Below are 17,511 nucleotides of genomic sequence, written 5' to 3' on the forward strand. Positions count from 1 at the left end.
TCAGCTGAGTGGCCACTTTTTGGCTGAGTTTCCTGCCGGAAACCCAGCCAAAAAGTGGCCACTCAAATGCTTTCGGGGGATGCGGTGCGGCGGCGAAGCTCGGCGACGAGGCTGTTGAAGGCGCGACCCTCAAGGTCGTCTTTCGAGACGCGGATGTGGCGGGCGCCGCGTGAGGAGAGGTTGCGGGAGCGGGTGAGGTCGCTGCGGATGATCTCTTCGTTGCTCCAGTGGTGGCCGCCCTCGTAGTCGAGGTAGGTGTTGGATGCGCGACGGCCGAGGTCCGGGCGGAACACCTTGCCGCCTTCGAGCTTCACCTCGGGTTGCACCTGGAACTCCGGCAAGCCCGCGTCGAGGAGTTTGCAGCGCAGCACCGTCTCCATCGGCGACTCTACGCGCTCGCGCATCCGCCACCTGCGTCGCCTCGATGACGGTGAGCTCGCGGCAGGCGGGGAGGAATGCGAGCATCGGTGGCACCACCGGCAGGCCGAGGTGTTCTTCGCGCTCGAAGCGCGCGTCGAGGATGCGCCGGGGCTTGAGCCCGCCGGTGCGGTCGCGCACGTGGGATTTCGGCACCAGCAGCTCGGGCGTGTGCTTCGATGCAAGCCAGCGGGCGGGCCTCGGTAGCCCCCAGATTGCAAGCGCGGTCACGCCGCTGAACGCCTCATCGTTGCCGATGCGCGGCGCATAGCTGTGGCACTTCGCGAGCAAACCGTCTGGTGCGGCCAGCGCGCGCATCCCATGAAATGGCCACTCAACTGGAGGGATAGGGTGGGCGGGTGAGATTGCGTGCGGCCAGGCAGCGGGTGTGGTGGGAAATCGCGATCGTGCTGTCGCTGTCGTTGTTGCCGTCGGCGCTCTATGCCGTGCTCGACCTCGTCGAACTCGCGTTATCGACCACACCGGTGGCGGATGCGCAAACCACGTTGAACCCGCAGGTGTCCGACACAGCGATCCTCGATACACTCAACCGGGTGGTGCGCTTCTTCGCCGGCGTCGCGCCCGTTGCGCTCGTCGTCTGGCTTCTCTGGCAGCGCCACGAAACGGGGTTCCACCGACTCGGACTGAACTGGCGGGGTTGGGGCGACATCGGTCGCGGCGCGCTCCTCGCCGCGAGCGTCGGCATCCCGGGTCTCGCGCTCTACGCGGGGTCCCGGCTTGCGGGCTACACGCTTCAGGTCATCGCGGGTGACCCGACTTTCCAATGGGACTCCACCATCGCCCTCGTGCTCTCCGCGGTGCGCGCGGCGCTCATCGAGGAGGTCGTCGTGGTCGCATATCTCACGCTGCGGCTGCGCGCCCTCGGCTGGCGCCCCACCGCGATCGTCCTGGCAAGCGCACTGCTGCGCGGCAGCTATCACCTCTACCAGGGCATCCCAATGGCACTCGGCAACGTTGCGATGGGGCTGCTGTTCGCCACCGTCTTCCTCTGGCTGCTCAATCGCAAGCGCGACGCGGGCGAGCCGAAGCGCAGCCGAGTGCTGCCCCTCGTCGTGGCGCACTTCATCCTCGACGCCGTTTCATTTCTTGGCTATCCGTTCGCGCTCGCGCTATTTCCACAGATTTTCTGAGCCCGACCCGGCGAATTCACTACGACCGCGTAGACTGAAGTGTCCGATTCAGGCACAACGAAAGTTCTCCGCGTATGACCGCATCTCCCGCCCGCCGACAGGATCTCCGAAACGTCGCCATCGTGGCACACGTTGACCACGGCAAGACAACGCTGGTTGACGCCATGCTGAAGCAGACCGGAACCTTCGGTGCTCACTCCGCCCACGAGGGCGAAGAACGGGTGATGGACTCGAACGACCTCGAGCGCGAGAAGGGCATCACGATCCTCGCGAAGAACACGGCGATCCGCTACGACGGCAAGAACGCCGTCGACGGTCCCGTGACCATCAACGTTGTTGACACCCCCGGCCACGCCGACTTCGGTGGCGAGGTCGAGCGTGCGCTATCGATGGTGGATGGCGTCGTGCTCCTCGTCGACGCATCCGAAGGCCCGCTGCCGCAGACCCGCTTCGTGCTCCGCAAGGCGCTCGAGGCGCTGCTGCCCGTCATCCTCCTCGTGAACAAGACCGACCGCCCGGATGCGCGCATCGACGCGGTGGTGGGGGAGTCGCAGGACCTCCTGCTCGGCCTCGCGAGCGACCTCGCCGACGACGTGCCCGACCTCGACATCGATTCGCTCCTCGAACTGCCGGTGCTCTACGCCTCGGGCCGCGCCGGCGCCGCGTCGTACAACCAGCCCGCCAACGGTGAGCTGCCGGACAACGACGACCTCGAGCCGCTGTTCGAGGCAATCCTCAAGAACATCCCGGCCCCGACGTACGACCCCGAGGCGCCGCTGCAGGCGCACGTGACGAACCTCGACTCGTCGCCGTTCCTCGGCCGCCTCGCGCTGCTGCGCATCCACAACGGCACGCTGAAGAAGGGCGAAACCGTCGCCTGGGTGCACGGCGACGAGACGCGCAGCGTTCGCGTCACCGAGCTGCTCGAGACGAAGGGCCTCGACCGCGTGCCCGCCGAATCGGCCGCGCCCGGCGACATCGTGGCCATCGCGGGCATCGAAGACATCACCATCGGTGACACCATCGCCGACGCGAACGACGTGCGACCGCTGCCGCAGATCTCGATCGACGAGCCGGCCATTTCGATGACCATCGGCACGAACAACTCGCCGCTCGTCGGCAAGGTGAAGGGCCACAAGCTCACGGCACGCATGCTGAAGGACCGCCTCGACCGCGAGCTCATCGGTAACGTCTCGATTCGCGTCGAGGACATCGGCCGCCCGGATGCATGGGAGGTGCAGGGTCGAGGCGAGCTCCAGCTCGCGATCCTCATCGAGAACATGCGCCGCGAAGGCTTTGAGCTGACCGCGGGCAAGCCGCAGGTGGTTACCCGTCAGATCGACGGCAAGACCTACGAGCCCTTCGAGCACGCGACGATCGACGTGCCCGAGGAGCACCTTGGTGCGATCACGCAGCTCATGGCTGCCCGCAAGGGCCGCATGGACTCGATGGAGAACCACGGCTCGGGCTGGATCCGCATGGAGTTCACCGTGCCGGCCCGCGGCCTTATCGGTTTCCGCAGCGAGTTCATGACCATCACTCGCGGCACCGGCATCGTCAACTCGATTGCCGGCGAGTACGAGCCCTGGGCGGGCACGATCACCACCCGCACGAACGGCTCGATCGTTGCCGACCGCTCGGGCGTCGTGACGCCGTTCGCCATGATGGGCCTGCAGGAGCGCATGTCGTTCTTCGTGGAGCCGACCGACGAGGTGTACGAGGGCATGGTGGTCGGCGAGAACTCGCGCGCCGACGACATGGACGTCAACATCACGAAGGAAAAGAAGCTCACGAACATGCGCTCCTCGACCTCCGATGAGCTCGAGCGACTTACGCCGTCGCGCCAGCTCACGCTCGAAGAGTCGCTCGAGTTCGCGCGCGAGGACGAGTGTGTTGAGGTGACGCCCGAGAAGGTGCGCATCCGCAAGATCAACCTCGACGCGACCACGCGCGCCCGGGCCACCGCGCGCGCGAAGCGCGGTGAGGCGTAGGCGGATGCGCCTGAAGCAGGTCGGCGAGCGCGTGCTCTCCTTCGCCGCGTACCTCGTGTTCGGTTTGGTCGCCGGTGCCATCGGCACCGTCGGCCACCGGGCACGGCTCGAGCTGTGGGGCATTGACCTCTGGCTCGGCATCGTGGTCGCGTTGCTCGGAGTGCTCCTCGTCGCCGTCGGCCTGCGCATGTACCTCGAAGACCGCGCGTGGGTGCTCGCCTACGCCATCGGGGTCGTTGCCGCGGTCTTCGCGCTGAGCATGCCGGGAGCCGAACACTCGGTGCTCGTGCCGGCCAGCGCATCCGGATTCGGCGTCGGCGAAATCTGGACTTTCGGCTCGGCGATCGCCGCCTTCCTGCCAGTGATTTCGCCGGATGTGCGGGGCGCCAAGCGCGAGCCCGCCGCCCGCAAGGGATAGGCTGGGAGCAGCCCAATTCGAACCACATTCAAGGAGATTCGGTCGTGACGTACGTGATCGCGCTGCCCTGTGTCGACGTGAAGGACCGCGCCTGCGTGGATGAGTGTCCTGTCGACTGCATCTACGAGGGAGAGCGCTCGCTGTACATCCACCCCGACGAGTGCGTCGACTGCGGTGCGTGCGAGCCGGTCTGCCCCGTCGAGGCCATCTACTACGAAGACGACCTCCCCGAAGAGTGGTCTGACTACTACCAGGCCAACGTCGACTTCTTCGACGAGCTCGGCTCGCCCGGCGGCGCCGCCAAGCTCGGCCCGCAGAGCTTCGACGTGCCCCTCATTCAGGCGCTGCCGCCGCAGGCTGAGGCCTAAGCGTGGGCCTCGGCGCGCTGCCCGAATACCCCTGGGACCGACTCGCGCCGTACCGCGCCACCGCGGCCGAGCGCGCCGCAGCGGCCGGCGTTGACGTCGTCGACCTCACCGTCGGCTCGCCCGTCGACCCGACGCCCCAGCGCATCCGCGACGCCCTCACCGAGGCGACCGACGCGCACGGCTACCCGACGAGCGCGGGCAGCGCCGAGGCGCGCGATGCGGTGGCCGCGTGGTTCTCGCGCGACCGCGGCGTGCCCGGCCTGACCCGCGAGAACGTGCTGCTCACGGTCGGCTCGAAGGAGTTCGTTGCGACGGCCGCGTTCTTCCTCGGCCTCGGCGAGCAGGATGCCGTGGTGCAGCCCGAGGTCGCGTACCCGACGTACGAGATGGGCGCGGTCTTTGCCGGTGCGCAGCTCGTGCGCGTCGACGACCCGGCCGACTGGCCAGAGCACACCAAGCTCGTTTGGCTCAATTCGCCGGGCAACCCGAACGGCCGCGTGCTCGACGCCGGTCAACTGCGCGAGGCCGTCGCCCGCGCGCGCGAACTCGGCGCGATTATCGTCAACGACGAGTGCTACGCCGAACTCGGCTGGGATGCCTGGGCCGACCGCCGCATCCCCTCGATCCTCGACCCCGAGGTCGTCGGCGACGATCGCGCCGGCGTGCTCGCCTGCTCATCGCTCTCGAAACGTTCGAACCTCGCCGGGTATCGCGCCGCCTACGTCGCGGGCGACGCGGCCGTGCTCGCGCGCCTGCTCGTCGGCCGCAAGCACGCCGGGCTCATGGTGCCGGCGCCGGTGCAACACGCGCTCGTGGCCGCGCTCGAAGACCCGACGGATGCCCGCGAGCAGTACCTGCGCTACCGGCACCGTCGCGAGGCCCTGCTGCCCGCGGTCGAGGCGGCCGGCCTGCGCATCGACGACTCCGAGGCCGGCCTCTACCTCTGGGCGACCCGCGGCGAGGACTGCTGGCGCACCGTCGAATGGTTCGCGCAGCTCGGCATCGTGATCGGCCCCGGCGAGTTCTACGGCGAGGCCGGACGCGAGCACGTGCGCCTCACGCTGACGGCGTCGGATGCGGCCATTTCCGAAGCCGTTCGGCGCCTTGGCCACTCATCGTTGTAGTGAACGTCAATCACTTCCGGGCACCTGTTGTGCAACCCGTGAACACGGGGTTCGGGCGAGTAGGCTAGACGAGGCGCTGCCCGTCACAAGCGGCTTGTGCCACCTTGCCCCACCTATCCAGGAGGTTTTGTGAGCGAGCAGAACGCGAACCAGGATGCACCGAAGAACGTTGCAACCCTGAACTACCCCGGTGGCACCGCCGAGTTCCCGATTCTTGAAGCAACTGAAGGCCGCGGCGCGATCGACGTGTCGACCTTCATGAAGCAGACCGGGTACACCGCCCTCGACTACGGCTTCGTGAACACGTCGTCGACGCAGTCGAACATCACCTATATCGATGGTGACAACGGCATTTTGCGCTATCGCGGGTATCCCATCGAACAGCTGGCCAAGGGCTCGACCTTCCTCGAGGTCGCCTACCTGCTGATCTACGGCGACCTGCCGAGCGAAAGCGAATACCAGGACTTCGAGCAGCGCGTCACTCGCCACACGCTGCTGCACGAAGACCTCAAGATGCTCTTTGACGCATTGCCCTTCAACGCGCACCCGATGTCGGTGCTCTCGAGCGCGGTCGCAGCCCTCGCGACGTACTACGAGGATTCGCTGTCGGTGAAGGACCCCGAGGCGATCGAGATCAACACGATTCGCCTCCTCGCGAAGCTGCCAGTGATCGCGGCCTACGCCCACAAGAAGTCGGTCGGCCAGGCGTTCATGTACCCCGACAACTCGCTCAGCTTCGTCGAGAACTTCCTCAAGCTGAACTTCGGCAACTACGCCGAGCCCTACGAGGTCAACCCGGTGCTCTCGCGCGCCCTTGACCGGCTGCTCATTCTGCACGCCGACCACGAGCAGAACGCGTCGACCTCGACCGTGCGCCTCGTCGGCTCGACCGAGGCGAACATCTACGCCTCGATTTCGGCCGGCATTTCGGCCCTCTACGGCCCGCTCCACGGTGGTGCGAACGAGGCCGTGCTGACGATGCTCGGCGAGATCCGCGACTCGGGCGACGGCGTCGCTCGTTTCGTGCAGCGAGTCAAGGACAAGGAAGACGGCGTGCGCCTGATGGGCTTCGGCCACCGGGTGTACAAGAGCTACGACCCACGCGCGAAGCTCGTCAAGGAGTCGGCCGACGAGGTGCTCGAGGCGCTCGGCGTCTCCGATCCGCTGCTTGAGATCGCGATGGAGCTTGAGCAGGTCGCTCTCAACGACAGCTACTTCCAGGACCGCCGCCTGTACCCGAACGTCGACTTCTACACAGGCATCATCTACAAGGCGATGGGCTTCCCGACCCGCATGTTCACCCCGCTGTTCGCGATCGGTCGACTGCCCGGTTGGATCGCCCAGTGGCGCGAGCAGAACCTCGACCCGAAGTCGAAGATCGGCCGCCCGCAGCAGCTCTACCTCGGCGAGACCGAGCGCGAGTACCCGCAGGGCCGCGAGTTCATCACCCGCTAGCGCGCATTCGCAACAACGGCGCCCGACTCCCGAAGGAGTGGGCGCCGTTTCTGCGTCCTAGGGGCGCGAGGTACTAGTGCAGGGCAGCGTTGAGCTCGATGCCCTGGCCATCGCGCGAGACGACCTCGACCGCGCCCGAGAGCGAGTTACGGCGGAAGAGCAGGTTCGGGGCACCCGAGAGCTCGACGGCCTTCACCGTTGAGCCGTCGGCAAGGCGAACCTTCGTGCCGGCGGTCACATACAGGCCGGCCTCGACGATGCAGTCGTCGCCGATCGAAATGCCGACGCCCGAGTTCGCGCCGAGCAGCGAGCGCTCGCCGACGCGCACGCGCTGCGTGCCGCCGCCCGAGAGGGTGCCCATGATCGAGGCGCCGCCACCGATGTCGCTGCCCTCGCCGACGACGACGCCCTGCGAGATGCGGCCCTCGACCATCGACGTGCCGAGGGTGCCGGCATTGAAATTGACGAAGCCCTCGTGCATGACGACGGTGCCGGGCGCGAGGTGGGCGCCGAGGCGCACGCGGCCGCCGTCACCGATGCGCACGCCCTCGGGAATGACGTAGTCGAGCAGGCGAGGGAACTTGTCGACGGCATAGACCTGGATGCCCTCGCGGCGCAGCAGCGCACGGCGCGACGCCGCGAACTCGGGGCTCGTCGGGCCGACGTTGGTCCACGCGTTTGTGGGCAGGTGGCCGAAGATGCCGTCAAGGTTGAGCTCGTTGGGGCGCACGAGGAGCAGCGACAGCAAGTGCAGGCGCAGGTATGCGTCCTGCGTCGAGGCGACGGGGGCGTCGAGGTCGATTTCGACGACGACAGGAGTCTGGCGCACGCCTCGGCGCGCATCCACGCTCGCGGCGTCCTCAAGCTCGCGCGGCGCGATCGACCGGTCACGGCCGGCGGGGATACCGCCGAGCTGCGGTGCGGGGAACCAGCAGTCGAGCATCTGCCCGGATTCGGTCAGGGTGGCCAGGCCATCGGCCCAGGCAAGACGTGCGGGGGCATTCGAAGAATCGGTCATGCCATGAAGCCTACCGAGGTCGCACACTCGAGACGCTCTAGACTGGTGCGCATGCCCGCACTCACGACGGATGGATCCCTTGACCTGACCGCAGATGTCGTGGACCTGACGCAGACGATCTGCGACATCCCCTCGGAATCGGGTCGAGAGGCGACGCTCGCCGACACGCTGGAGGAGGCGCTCCGCCGCCTGCCGCACCTGCGGGTGCTTCGCCACGGCAACACGATCGTGGCCTGCACCGAGCTCGGCCGCGCGCAGCGAGTCGCGATCGCGGGGCACATCGACACCGTGCCGATCAACCAGAACCTGCCCACCTCGTTCACGACGCTGAGCGAGTCGGAGGCGGCCTCGGCCGTTCCTGTCGCGAAGCCGGGGGAGTACCTCGTCGGGCGCGGCACGGTCGACATGAAGGCCGGCGTCGCGGTGCAGCTCAAGCTGGCCGCCGAGCTCCGCGAGCCCATCGCCGATATCACCTGGCTCTGGTACGACAACGAAGAGGTCGCGGCCGACGCGAACGGCCTCGGCAAGCTCGCGGCCACGCATCCCGAGCTGTTTGAAGCCGACTTCGCGATCCTCGGCGAGCCCACGAACGCGCGCGTCGAGGGCGGTTGCAACGGCTCGATTCGGGCCGAGGTCGTCACCCGCGGCCGTCGCGCGCACTCGGCGCGCTGGTGGGTGGGCCACAACGCGATCCACGACGCGGCCGAGGTGCTGCGCCGCCTGGCCGACTACGAGCCCGCCGATGTGCCCGTTGAGGGTCTGACGTTCCGCGAGGGTCTCAACGCCGTCGGCGTCACCGGCGGCATCGCCGGCAACGTGATTCCCGATGAGTGCCGGGTGCACGTGAACTACCGCTTCGCGCCCGATAAGTCGCTCGAGCAGGCCGAGGCGCACCTCGCCGAGGTGTTCCACGGCTTCGAGCTCGAGTACCTCGACCGCTCGTCAGCGGCTCGCCCCGGCCTGGATGCGCCCCTCGCGCTCTCGTTCCTCGCGAGCGTCGGCGGCGAAGCCGTCGCCAAACAGGGCTGGACCGACGTCGCTCGCTTCAGCGCGCTCGGGGTGCCCGCCGTGAACTACGGCCCCGGCGACCCGCAGAAGGCCCACGCCGACGATGAGCGTGTGCTCGTGGACGAGATTCGCGCCGTCGAGGCGGGTCTGCGTGCTTGGCTGACCGGCGCGGACACGGAGGTCGTTGCTTGAGCATCCGTGCCGCCCTGCCGACCCTGCCCGCGCGCTACGTCTCACCGGCCGTCGATCGCCGCGACTTTGAGATCACGAGAACCCCCGCCACCGGCCCGGTGCTCAACTGGTGGCGCGGCGTGCCCGCCTGGCTCAAGATCGTGCTCATCTACGTTGCGTCGCGCGTGCTGACGACCATTGTGATGCTCATCTACGCGGGCAATCAGGAGGAGACCTGGCAGACGCCGGCCAACCCCGGCTACTTCCCCTTTGCGAATATTTGGGACGGCGACTGGTACACCTACATCGCTTTTGCCGGGTATCCGACCGAACTGCCGGTCAACGAGCAGGGGCTCGTGACCGAGAACGCCTGGGCGTTCATGCCGGTCTATCCGTTCCTCGTGCGCGGCATCTCGATCATCACGACGCTGCCGTTCGAGGTCTGCACGGTGCTCGTGTCGGCCGTCGCCGGCCTCGGCGTCGCGCTCGGCTTCTACAAGCTGCTGCGCCGATTCGTGAGCCAGAACGTCGCGATCTTCGCGGTGACGCTGCTCTGCATCGGCCCGGTCTCGCCGCTGTTCCAGGTGGCCTACGCCGAGAGCCTTCACCTCTGGATGCTCGTGACGCTCCTCAACCTGCTGGTCGAGCGCCGCTGGTTGCTGATGCTGCCGCTCGTCGCGATCGCCTCGCTCACCCGGCCCACGGGCCTCGCGTGGGCCTTCACGCTATTTCTCTACATCCTCTACCGCTACTGGAACCGCTACCGCGCGCGGGTCGAGCGCTTCGACCGCAAGGAGCAGCAGCAGGCGTGGCTCGCGGCGATCTTCTCGGGCATCATGGGGCTTGCGTGGCTCATTATCGCCGCGATCGCGACGGGCAGATTCGACGCCTATCTCGAGACCGAGTTCGCGTGGCGCCGGCACTACACCGGCGGCGTGCACACGCCACCCTTCACCGCCTGGTTCTTCGGCGCCGACTTCTGGTTCGGGCCGGTGGTTGGCGCGCTGCTTGTGCTCGCCATCGTTGCGGTCATGATCATTTGGTTCGGCTCGCGCACGCTGAGCCGCTTCGGCATCGAGATTCGACTCTGGGGCATCGCCTACTTCAGCTACGTCTTCGCCGTGTTCTTCCCGCAGTCGTCGACGTTCCGCCTCCTGTTCCTACTGTTCCCGGCCGCCGCGCCGCTCGCCCTGCCGAGATCCCCGCTCTATCGCGCGCTCCTCTCCCTTGGCGCGTTCCTCGCACAGGTGCTCTGGCTGCACTGGATGTGGTTTGTCATCGGACGCGACTGGACCCCGCCGTAAACTGGCGAAATGGACCCCACCGCAGCCCCCGCATCCACCGATACCGAGCGCTTTCGGGCCGCCCGCGACCTCCTCTTGCGCCACCGCACCGACGCGGCAGCCGCGCAGGCGGAGTTCGCCTGGCCCGAGGTGAGCGACTCCTTCAATTGGGCGCACGACTGGTTCGACGTCATCGCCGACGGCAACGAGACCACCGCGCTCTGGATCGTCGAGGACGACGAGTCCGAGGCGAAGTACTCGTTTGACACGCTGCGCCGCCGGTCGAATCAGGTCGCGCGCTGGCTGCTCGAACTCGGGGTGCGCCCGGGCGACGCCGTCATGCTCATGCTCGCGAACCGCGTCGAGCTCTGGGAGTCGATGCTCGCGGTGCTCAAGCTCGGCGCCGTCGTCATGCCGACCGTCGTCGTGCTCGCCTCGGGCGACCTCGAAGACCGGGTCGAGCGCGGCGAGGCGAAGTGGGTCATCACCGACGAGGCCGACGCTGAGAAATTCGACTGGTTCGAGGGTGACATCAGGGTCATCGCGGTGCCCAAGGCGCGCGGCCCCGAGCGCGTCGCGATCGGCATCAGCAACGACTTTGACCTTAACCGAGAGCGGCACGACTACGCGGCGTCGCAGGGCGTCTCGGATGCGCCGGTCGAGCGGGGTGCGGGCGGCGAGGCTCCTGCGCTGGCCTACTTCACGTCGGGCACGACCTCGAAGCCGAAGATCGTGATTCACTCGCACCGCTCGTACCCGGTCGGCCACCTCAGCACGATGTATTGGATCGGCGTGCAGCCGGGCGACACTCACATGGTGATCTCGTCGCCGGGCTGGGCGAAGCACGCGTGGAGCGCATTCTTCGGCCCCTGGATCGCCGAGGCCACGATCTACGTCGACAACTACGCGAAGTTCGACCCCGACCAGCTGCTCCAGCACCTCGAGCGCGCGGGCGTCAACACCTTCTGCGCGCCGCCGACCGTGTGGCGCATGCTGATCAAGCATGGCCAGACGCAGCGGCCCTCGGGCCTGCGAGAGGCCATCTCGGCGGGCGAACCGCTCAACCCCGAGGTGATTGCGCGCATCCGCGAATGGTGGGGACTCGAGATTCGCGACGGTTACGGCCAGACTGAGATGACGGCGGCGATCGGCAACCCGCCCGGCTCGGTGGTCGCGCCGGGCTCGATGGGCAAGGCGCTGCCGGGCATCCGGGCCGTGCTCGTTGACCAACACACCGACGAGCGCATCCCCGATGACCGGATGCGCGTCGAGGGCGAGGTGTGCATCGACTTGGCCGGCGGCGGGCCGATCTCGATCATGTCGGGTTACTTCGGCAACGACGAGGCGACCGCGGACCGGCGCCGGGGCGGGGTGTTCCACACCGGCGATGTCGCCCAGCGTGACGACTCGGGGCGGCTCACATTTGTGGGCCGCACCGACGACATCTTCAAGTCGAGCGACTACAAGGTCTCGCCGTTCGAGGTCGAGTCGGCGCTGATCGAGCACGAGTTCGTCGCCGAGGCCGCGGTGGTCGGCGCGCCAGACGACACCCGCCTCAACATCACGAAGGCGTACATCCAGCTCGCCCCGGGCTTCGAACCGAGCGCGGACGTCGCCTTCGCGATTCTCAAGCACGCGCGCGAGTCGCTGCCGCCGTTCCTCCGCGCCCGCCGCATCGAGTTCTACGAGCTGCCGAAGACGGCCAGCGGCAAGATCCGCCGGGTCGAGCTACGCGACCGCGAGCAGCAGTTTGCGCGCCGCAACGAGCGCATCCCGAACGAATATCGGGAGTCCGACTTCCCGGGGCTGAAGGGCTAGTACGGCGCTTCGGAAACGAGTTGGGGCGGGTGGCAATTGCCACCCGCCCCAAGTCGTCAGCGGAGTTACTTCGCGGCGTCGATGCGCTCGGCGACGTTCTTCCAGTTGACGATGTTCCAGAAGGCCTTCACGTAGTCGGGCTTGACGTTGAGGTAGTCAAGGTAGAAGGCGTGCTCCCACATGTCGAGCATGAGCAGCGGGGTGACGCCGAACGGCACGTTGCCCTGCTGATCGAAGAGCTGGAAGGTCGAGACGTTGCCGGTCACGTTGTCGCGGCCGAGCACCGCCCAGCCCGAGCCCTGGATGCCGAGGGCAGCCGCGGTGAACTGCGCCTGGAACTTCTCGAGGCCACCGAACTCGGTGTCGAGCAGCTCCTTGGCCGAGCCGGCCGGCTCTTCGTAGTCGGGGGTGAGGTTGGTCCAGAAGATCGAGTGGTTGTTGACGCCACCGGCGTTGAACGCGAGGTCCTTCTCGAGCTTGTTGATGTTCGCGAAGTCGCCCTTGTCGCGCGCGTCGGCGAGCTGCTCGAGGGCCGTGTTCGCGCCCTTGACGTAGGTCGCGTGGTGCTTGTCGTGGTGCAACTCCATGATCTTGCCCGAAATGTGGGGCTCGAGAGCGCTGTAGTCGTAAGGAAGGTCGGGAAGCGTGAACTCAGCCATGAGGAGGCATTTCCTTTCGTAGGGACGCGAAACACGATGTCGCGGGACAAAGCTAATCAACGGGTGTGCCGGATCAACTTCCTCGAGACTATCGCCTGCTTCTTGATGCAACCCGACCGGCCCGAAAATCATTCCCACGCATGGTTTATGACGCAAGTGAAGGCCATTCATCGGCGCCATTGCAGGGAAGTGGGATAATAGAGGTCGTCCCTACAACTACGGAAGGCAGAAGACTCATGGCTGCAATGAAGCCGCGCACTGGCGACGGACCAATGGAAGCGGTCCGCGAGGGCCGACTCATCATCGTACGGGTACCGCTGGAGGGTGGCGGCCGCTTGGTCGTGTCTGTCAACGACGACGAGGCGAAGGAGCTCGCCTCGGCCCTGAGCGGCGCCGTCGAGAGCTAGGTTACTGACGAGCACGAGGGGCGCGTATCCGACCGGATGCGCGCCCCTCGTTCGTTTGCGGCTGGCGGTTAGCGCCTGGCCGGTGTGGTGAGCTGCAGCACGCCGCCGTCGAGGGGCAAAACGCTGCAGATCAGGTCGGGGTGTCGCCCGAATTCGCGGATGAGGGCCCGCAGCGAGTTCGTGACGGGGTCGCGGCGCGCGGGGTCGGCGACCCTGCCCGAATTGAGGGCGTTGAGGGCGAGGATGCTGCCGCCCGAGCGGATGACGCGAAGCGCGTGCTGGAGATGCGCCGCGATGTGCTCGAGGTCGCTCGCGATGAGCACGAGGTCGTAGCTCGACTCGCTCATGCGCGGGAGCACCACCCGTGGATCGCCGCTGATGTTGCGAATCCACGCCGGCGCGTGCCCGGCCTGGAGCAGCGAGCGTCGCTCCTGGTCGAGCCGCTCGGCATCGTCATCAATTGACGTCACGGTAGCCTCGGGCGCGCCGCGGTGAAACGCGCAGCTCGCCTGGCCCGACGTCGTGCCAATCTGCATGATCTGAGTTGCGCTCGTTGCCGCCGCGAGAAACGCGAGGTGGCTGCCCAGGGTGGGGCTCAGCGCGGGGAGCCCCTCCGCCTGCGCATAGCGACGGGCCGCGAGCTGCGCCTTGGACTCGACTGATTGTTCGTCGAGATAGCGCCTTGCCAGTTCGAATTCGGCCATTGCACCAGGCTACCCTGAAGGGTATGGGCGGATTGACGTTCGAGAAACTTCTCGTGATCGCGGTCATCGCCATGTTCATTTTTGGGCCCGAGCGGCTTCCCGGCCTCGCCGAGGGCGCCGCGAAGCTCGTGAAGCGTGCCCGGCACTGGGTTGACGACACGAAGCAGCGCGTTTCCGACGAAATGGGCACGGACTTCACCGAGGAGGACTGGCGCAAGCTCGACCCGCGTCAGTACGACCCGCGGCGCATCGTGCGCGACGCCTGGAACGACGCGGGGCCGGCAGCCAGTTCGGGCGCGACGGCCGGTGCCGCGACCGCAATTGCGGCGGGCAGCGCGGCGGCGACCACGGCCGATTCGGCCCCGAGTTGGGCATCGTCGCTCGGCGCCTCCGCGGCCGCCGAGCAGCTTGTGCCCGGTATGGCGCCGTTCGACAGCGAGGCGACGTAGCCGCGGGTTAGTTCGGCCGCAGGCCGAGCGAGCGACCCGCGAGGCCGCGCGGGCGGGTCGCGAGGGCGCGCGCGGCGTCGCGCAGGGCGATGGCCGCGGGGGCGTCGGGATGCGCGAGCACGATCGGCGTGCCGGCGTCACCGTCGGTGCGCAGCACGGTCGAGATCGGCACCTGGGCAAGCAGGGGAGCGCCGAGGCGCGACGCGACCTCCTCGCCTCCGCCAGCGCCGAAAAGGTCGAGGGTGTCGCCGTTCGGCAGCGCAGCCGGCGAGAGGGTCTCGATGACCCCGACCACGCGCTGGCCGGTCTTCGCAGCGAGCGCGCCCGAGCGCCACGCGACGTCTGCGGCGGCAGGTTGCGGGGTGGTGACGACGACGACCTCACTGCCGGGCAGCAGCTGCGAGAGCGAGATCGCGACGTCGCCCGTGCCCGGCGGCAAGTCGAGCAGGAGCACGTCGAGCTCGCCGAAGAACACGTCGCGGAGGAACTGTTCGAGCGTGCGGTGCAGCATCGGCCCGCGCCAGGCGACGATTTCGTCGGGGTCGGGCAGGAACATCCCGATCGAAACCGCCTTCACGTCGTGCGCGACCGGCGGCAGCATCAGCTCGCCAACCTGTGTCGGCTGCGTGCCCGGCGCCATGCCGAGCAGGCCCGGAATCGAGAAGCCGTAGACGTCGGCGTCGACGATGCCGACGGCGAGCCCCTCGGCCGCCATGGCGGCGCCGAGGTTCGCGGTGACTGTCGACTTGCCGACGCCGCCCTTGCCACTCGAGACGGCAATCACGCGGGTGAGCGAGTCCTTGCCGAACGGATGCGTTTTCGGCCGCGAGCCGCGCATCCGCGTGGTCAGCGCATCCCGCTGCTCGCGGGTCATCACACCCACGTCGAGGTCGTACGGGTCGGTGCCAATCGCGCGCTCGATCGCGGCCCGCACATCCCGCTCGATTTGGGATGCGGCGGGGCAGCCGACGATCGTGAGCCGGAGGTCGATGTGCGCGTGCGTACCCGGCTCGGCCGTGACGCCGCCGATCATGTCGAGCTCGGTGAGGGGACGCCGCAGTTCGGGGTCGATGACGGTCGCGAGCTCGGCGAGGATTCTCGCTTCGCGCGACTCAGTCATGCTTCGCGGTGCCTTCCTGGACCGACACGGGCAGCTCGTCGTCTTCGTCGCCCAGCTCCTCGATGTCTTCGAGCAGCGCGCGGATCTCGGCGCGGATGAAGTCCTTCGACGCGAGCTCGTTCACGAGCATCCGTAGCGCAACAACCTCGCGCGTGAGGTACTCGAGGTCGGCCGTGTTGCGCTCGGCGCGCTGGCGGTCCTGCTCGATCTGGACGCGGTCGCGGTCATCCTGCCGGTTCTGGGCCAGCAGCAGCATCGGCGCGGCGTAGGACGCCTGGAGCGAGAGCGCGAGGGTGAGGGCGATGAAGCCGAGGGCCGCCGAGTCGAATCGCCAGGCCTCGGGTGCGAGCGAGTTCCACGCGATCCACACCGCGACGAACACCGTGAGGATGATGAGGAACGCCGGGGTGCCCATGCCGCGCGCGACCGATTCCATGACGCGGCCAACGAAATCGCCCTTCGGCTGCTCGCGCTGGTCGGTGCGGTCGCGAGACTTCGAGCGCGAGCGGTTCGCCTTCGGTGCCTTGGCCGTCTTGGGCACGCTCAAGAGTTCATCGTTGCGATCGATTTCAGCCACGGTCACCTCCTGGCGGACGCCCCGTGCCGCCGGTGCGCTGGCGCACCTCGGTGGCGATGGGCGTGGGGTTTGCTTGCTTGGGCAGCGAGATCGCGGCCGTCACGGGGCCGAGGCCCTCCGTGTTGTCGTCGGCCGCGGCCTTGGCGCGCCAGTCGTCGGGGAGGATGTGGTCGAGCACGTCGTCGACCGTAATGACGCCGACGAGGCGGTCGTCATCGTCGATGACGGGCAGCGCTACGAGGTCGTACCGCGCGAGGGAACGCACGACGTCGATATCTCGGGTGGAGGTGTGGGCGGGCTCGACGCGGTTGTCGAGGATCGACCCGACGCGTTCGTGAGGCGGGTAGCGCAGGAGCCGCTGGAAGTGCACGAGGCCGAGGTAGCGGCCCGTGGGCGGTTCGTACGGCGAGGCGGTCACGAACACCGCGGTGGCGAGCGCGGGCGCGATTTCGCTGCGGCGAATGAGCACGAGCGCCTCGGCGATCGTCGTGTCGGCCGAGACGATGATCGGATCGGTCGTCATGAGGCCACCGGCCGTGTTTGGCTCGAACTCGAGCAGCATGCGCACGTCTTCGGCTTCCTCGGGCTCCATGAGCTCGAGGAGGGCGGCCGACTTGGCTGCGTCGAGGCGGCCAATCAGGTCGGCCGCGTCGTCCGGCTGCATCTGGTCGAGCACGTCGGCGGCGCGCTCCTGGTCGAAGTGTTCGATGATGACGAGCTGGTCGTCCTCGTGCATCTCTTCGAGCACATCGGCGAGCCGCTCATCCGGCATTTCTTCGACGACGGCGAGGCGACGCCCCTCGGGCAACTCGAGCAGGGCATCCGCGAGGTCGCTCGGCTCCATCTCGGAGTGCGCGGTGAGGAACTGGGTGGCCTGGGCCTCGTCGCCGGGTTCGATGTCGAGCTCGATCTCGTCCCAATCGGCGTAGCGCGTGGGCGCTTTGCCAAAGGTGAACTTCGATGTGCGGGGGAGGCGCAGGTAGAGCTGGCCGATTGACCAATCGCCGGCGTCGTCTTCTTCGATCGCGACGTCCTCGATCGTCGCTCGGACCTTTTTGTCGCGCAGCACGCCGGTGCGGTCGAGTACGTCGGCGAGCACACGAACCTCTTCACCGCGCTGCTCGAAGGTGCGGGTGTCGACCTCGTCCCACTCGACGATGAGCTGCGCTGAGCCGATCGCGGTGACGAGCTGCATCGGCACGAAGACGAGACGGCGCGCACCGCTGGCCTCGACGAGCAAGCCGTTGACGTGGGGCGCGTGTTCGGAGCGGAAATTCACGATCACATCTCGCAGGCGTCCCACCCGATCACCGTCGGGATCGAAGACCGGGGTGTTGGCGAGGCGCGCGACAAAAACCTTCGAAGCACTCACC

General features: G+C 67.6%; 18 protein-coding genes. 11 read left to right on the forward strand and 7 right to left on the reverse strand.

Annotated elements, in window-relative coordinates:
* Positions 1 to 62: 62 nt before the first annotated feature.
* On the reverse strand, positions 63 to 404 hold the full coding sequence (locus tag M3M28_RS04955; protein ID WP_249387709.1) for a hypothetical protein: 342 nt from the start codon (positions 402 to 404) through the stop codon (positions 63 to 65).
* 372 nt (positions 405 to 776) lie between these two features.
* Here M3M28_RS04955 and M3M28_RS04960 point away from each other — a divergent pair, with 372 nt between their 5' ends.
* From M3M28_RS04960 to M3M28_RS04985, 6 genes are all read left to right on the forward strand, one after another.
* Complete coding sequence (locus M3M28_RS04960; RefSeq protein ID WP_249387710.1) at positions 777 to 1,568, forward strand: CPBP family intramembrane glutamic endopeptidase; 792 nt, start codon at positions 777 to 779, stop codon at positions 1,566 to 1,568.
* Positions 1,569 to 1,642: 74 nt separating this feature from the next.
* Positions 1,643 to 3,559, forward strand: coding sequence for a translational GTPase TypA (typA, locus tag M3M28_RS04965; RefSeq protein WP_249387711.1), 1,917 nt, complete (start codon positions 1,643 to 1,645; stop codon positions 3,557 to 3,559).
* A gap of 4 nt (positions 3,560 to 3,563) precedes the next feature.
* The gene (locus M3M28_RS04970; RefSeq protein ID WP_249387712.1) at positions 3,564 to 3,977 is read left to right on the forward strand and encodes a hypothetical protein; all 414 of its coding nucleotides are present in this window, start codon (positions 3,564 to 3,566) and stop codon (positions 3,975 to 3,977) included.
* A 44-nt stretch (positions 3,978 to 4,021) separates the two neighbouring features.
* Positions 4,022 to 4,345: a ferredoxin gene (gene fdxA, locus M3M28_RS04975; protein ID WP_249387713.1), complete on the forward strand. Its 324-nt coding sequence runs from the start codon at positions 4,022 to 4,024 to the stop codon at positions 4,343 to 4,345.
* Positions 4,346 to 4,347: 2 nt separating this feature from the next.
* Positions 4,348 to 5,469, forward strand: a complete 1,122-nt coding sequence (dapC, locus tag M3M28_RS04980) for a succinyldiaminopimelate transaminase (protein WP_249387714.1) — start codon at positions 4,348 to 4,350, stop codon at positions 5,467 to 5,469.
* A 129-nt stretch (positions 5,470 to 5,598) separates the two neighbouring features.
* On the forward strand, positions 5,599 to 6,924 hold the full coding sequence (locus M3M28_RS04985) for a citrate synthase (RefSeq protein WP_249387715.1): 1,326 nt from the start codon (positions 5,599 to 5,601) through the stop codon (positions 6,922 to 6,924).
* A 73-nt stretch (positions 6,925 to 6,997) separates the two neighbouring features.
* Here M3M28_RS04985 and dapD read toward each other — a convergent pair whose 3' ends face one another.
* Entirely contained in the window at positions 6,998 to 7,942 is a 945-nt protein-coding gene (gene dapD, locus M3M28_RS04990; RefSeq protein ID WP_249387716.1) for a 2,3,4,5-tetrahydropyridine-2,6-dicarboxylate N-succinyltransferase, read from the reverse strand.
* 51 nt (positions 7,943 to 7,993) lie between these two features.
* On the opposite strand from dapD, the gene dapE reads away from it, so the two are divergent.
* From dapE to M3M28_RS05005, 3 genes are read left to right on the forward strand one after another with little or no spacing between them, the layout of a single operon-like run.
* A complete protein-coding gene (gene dapE, locus M3M28_RS04995) occupies positions 7,994 to 9,142 on the forward strand; it encodes a succinyl-diaminopimelate desuccinylase (protein ID WP_249387717.1) in 1,149 nt (382 codons plus the stop codon).
* Positions 9,139 to 10,425 carry a hypothetical protein gene (locus M3M28_RS05000; protein WP_249387718.1) on the forward strand — a complete coding sequence of 429 codons (1,287 nt, stop codon included), beginning with the start codon at positions 9,139 to 9,141 and terminating at the stop codon, positions 10,423 to 10,425. Before dapE ends, M3M28_RS05000 begins: the two co-directional genes overlap by 4 nt.
* Positions 10,426 to 10,434: 9 nt before the next feature.
* On the forward strand, positions 10,435 to 12,222 hold the full coding sequence (locus M3M28_RS05005) for an AMP-binding protein (RefSeq protein ID WP_249387719.1): 1,788 nt from the start codon (positions 10,435 to 10,437) through the stop codon (positions 12,220 to 12,222).
* Positions 12,223 to 12,287: 65 nt separating this feature from the next.
* Here the strand turns inward: M3M28_RS05005 and M3M28_RS05010 are convergent, their stop codons facing one another.
* Entirely contained in the window at positions 12,288 to 12,881 is a 594-nt protein-coding gene (locus M3M28_RS05010; protein WP_125106175.1) for a superoxide dismutase, read from the reverse strand.
* Positions 12,882 to 13,117: 236 nt separating this feature from the next.
* On the opposite strand from M3M28_RS05010, the gene M3M28_RS05015 reads away from it, so the two are divergent.
* Positions 13,118 to 13,288, forward strand: coding sequence for a DUF3117 domain-containing protein (locus M3M28_RS05015; RefSeq protein WP_125106174.1), 171 nt, complete (start codon positions 13,118 to 13,120; stop codon positions 13,286 to 13,288).
* Between the two features lie 68 nt (positions 13,289 to 13,356).
* On the opposite strand, the gene M3M28_RS05020 is transcribed toward M3M28_RS05015, so the two are convergent.
* Entirely contained in the window at positions 13,357 to 13,992 is a 636-nt protein-coding gene (locus M3M28_RS05020) for an O-methyltransferase (RefSeq protein ID WP_125106173.1), read from the reverse strand.
* Positions 13,993 to 14,015: 23 nt separating this feature from the next.
* Between M3M28_RS05020 and M3M28_RS05025 the strand changes: the two genes are divergently transcribed.
* The gene (locus M3M28_RS05025; protein WP_249387720.1) at positions 14,016 to 14,441 is read left to right on the forward strand and encodes a twin-arginine translocase TatA/TatE family subunit; all 426 of its coding nucleotides are present in this window, start codon (positions 14,016 to 14,018) and stop codon (positions 14,439 to 14,441) included.
* Between the two features lie 7 nt (positions 14,442 to 14,448).
* Here M3M28_RS05025 and M3M28_RS05030 read toward each other — a convergent pair whose 3' ends face one another.
* From M3M28_RS05030 to M3M28_RS05040, 3 genes are read right to left on the reverse strand one after another with little or no spacing between them, the layout of a single operon-like run.
* A complete protein-coding gene (locus M3M28_RS05030) occupies positions 14,449 to 15,561 on the reverse strand; it encodes a P-loop NTPase (protein WP_249387721.1) in 1,113 nt (370 codons plus the stop codon).
* The gene (locus M3M28_RS05035; RefSeq protein WP_249387722.1) at positions 15,554 to 16,138 is read right to left on the reverse strand and encodes a DUF1003 domain-containing protein; all 585 of its coding nucleotides are present in this window, start codon (positions 16,136 to 16,138) and stop codon (positions 15,554 to 15,556) included. Before M3M28_RS05035 ends, M3M28_RS05030 begins: the two co-directional genes overlap by 8 nt.
* Positions 16,131 to 17,510 (reverse strand): magnesium transporter MgtE N-terminal domain-containing protein, encoded by a 1,380-nt coding sequence (locus M3M28_RS05040; RefSeq protein WP_249387723.1) that lies wholly within the window; start codon positions 17,508 to 17,510, stop codon positions 16,131 to 16,133. Before M3M28_RS05040 ends, M3M28_RS05035 begins: the two co-directional genes overlap by 8 nt.
* Between the last annotated feature and the right edge of the window lies 1 nt (position 17,511).

The sequence above is a fragment of the Gulosibacter sediminis genome, assembly GCF_023370115.1.
Classification (GTDB): Bacteria; Actinomycetota; Actinomycetes; order Actinomycetales; family Microbacteriaceae; genus Gulosibacter; species Gulosibacter sediminis_A.

What these genes read in the sequence shown, in the direction of transcription:
- M3M28_RS05005 (WP_249387719.1), top strand. Translation starts at nt 10,435, where the DNA reads ATGGACCCCACCGCAGCCCCCGCATCCACCGATACCGAGCGCTTTCGG.
- M3M28_RS05010 (WP_125106175.1), bottom strand. Translation starts at nt 12,881, where the DNA reads ATGGCTGAGTTCACGCTTCCCGACCTTCCTTACGACTACAGCGCTCTC.
- typA (WP_249387711.1), top strand. Translation starts at nt 1,643, where the DNA reads ATGACCGCATCTCCCGCCCGCCGACAGGATCTCCGAAACGTCGCCATC.
- dapD (WP_249387716.1), bottom strand. Translation starts at nt 7,942, where the DNA reads ATGACCGATTCTTCGAATGCCCCCGCACGTCTTGCCTGGGCCGATGGC.
- M3M28_RS04955 (WP_249387709.1), bottom strand. Translation starts at nt 404, where the DNA reads ATGCGCGAGCGCGTAGAGTCGCCGATGGAGACGGTGCTGCGCTGCAAA.
- M3M28_RS05015 (WP_125106174.1), top strand. Translation starts at nt 13,118, where the DNA reads ATGGCTGCAATGAAGCCGCGCACTGGCGACGGACCAATGGAAGCGGTC.
- M3M28_RS04970 (WP_249387712.1), top strand. Translation starts at nt 3,564, where the DNA reads ATGCGCCTGAAGCAGGTCGGCGAGCGCGTGCTCTCCTTCGCCGCGTAC.
- M3M28_RS05030 (WP_249387721.1), bottom strand. Translation starts at nt 15,561, where the DNA reads ATGACTGAGTCGCGCGAAGCGAGAATCCTCGCCGAGCTCGCGACCGTC.
- dapE (WP_249387717.1), top strand. Translation starts at nt 7,994, where the DNA reads ATGCCCGCACTCACGACGGATGGATCCCTTGACCTGACCGCAGATGTC.
- M3M28_RS05020 (WP_125106173.1), bottom strand. Translation starts at nt 13,992, where the DNA reads ATGGCCGAATTCGAACTGGCAAGGCGCTATCTCGACGAACAATCAGTC.
- M3M28_RS05025 (WP_249387720.1), top strand. Translation starts at nt 14,016, where the DNA reads ATGGGCGGATTGACGTTCGAGAAACTTCTCGTGATCGCGGTCATCGCC.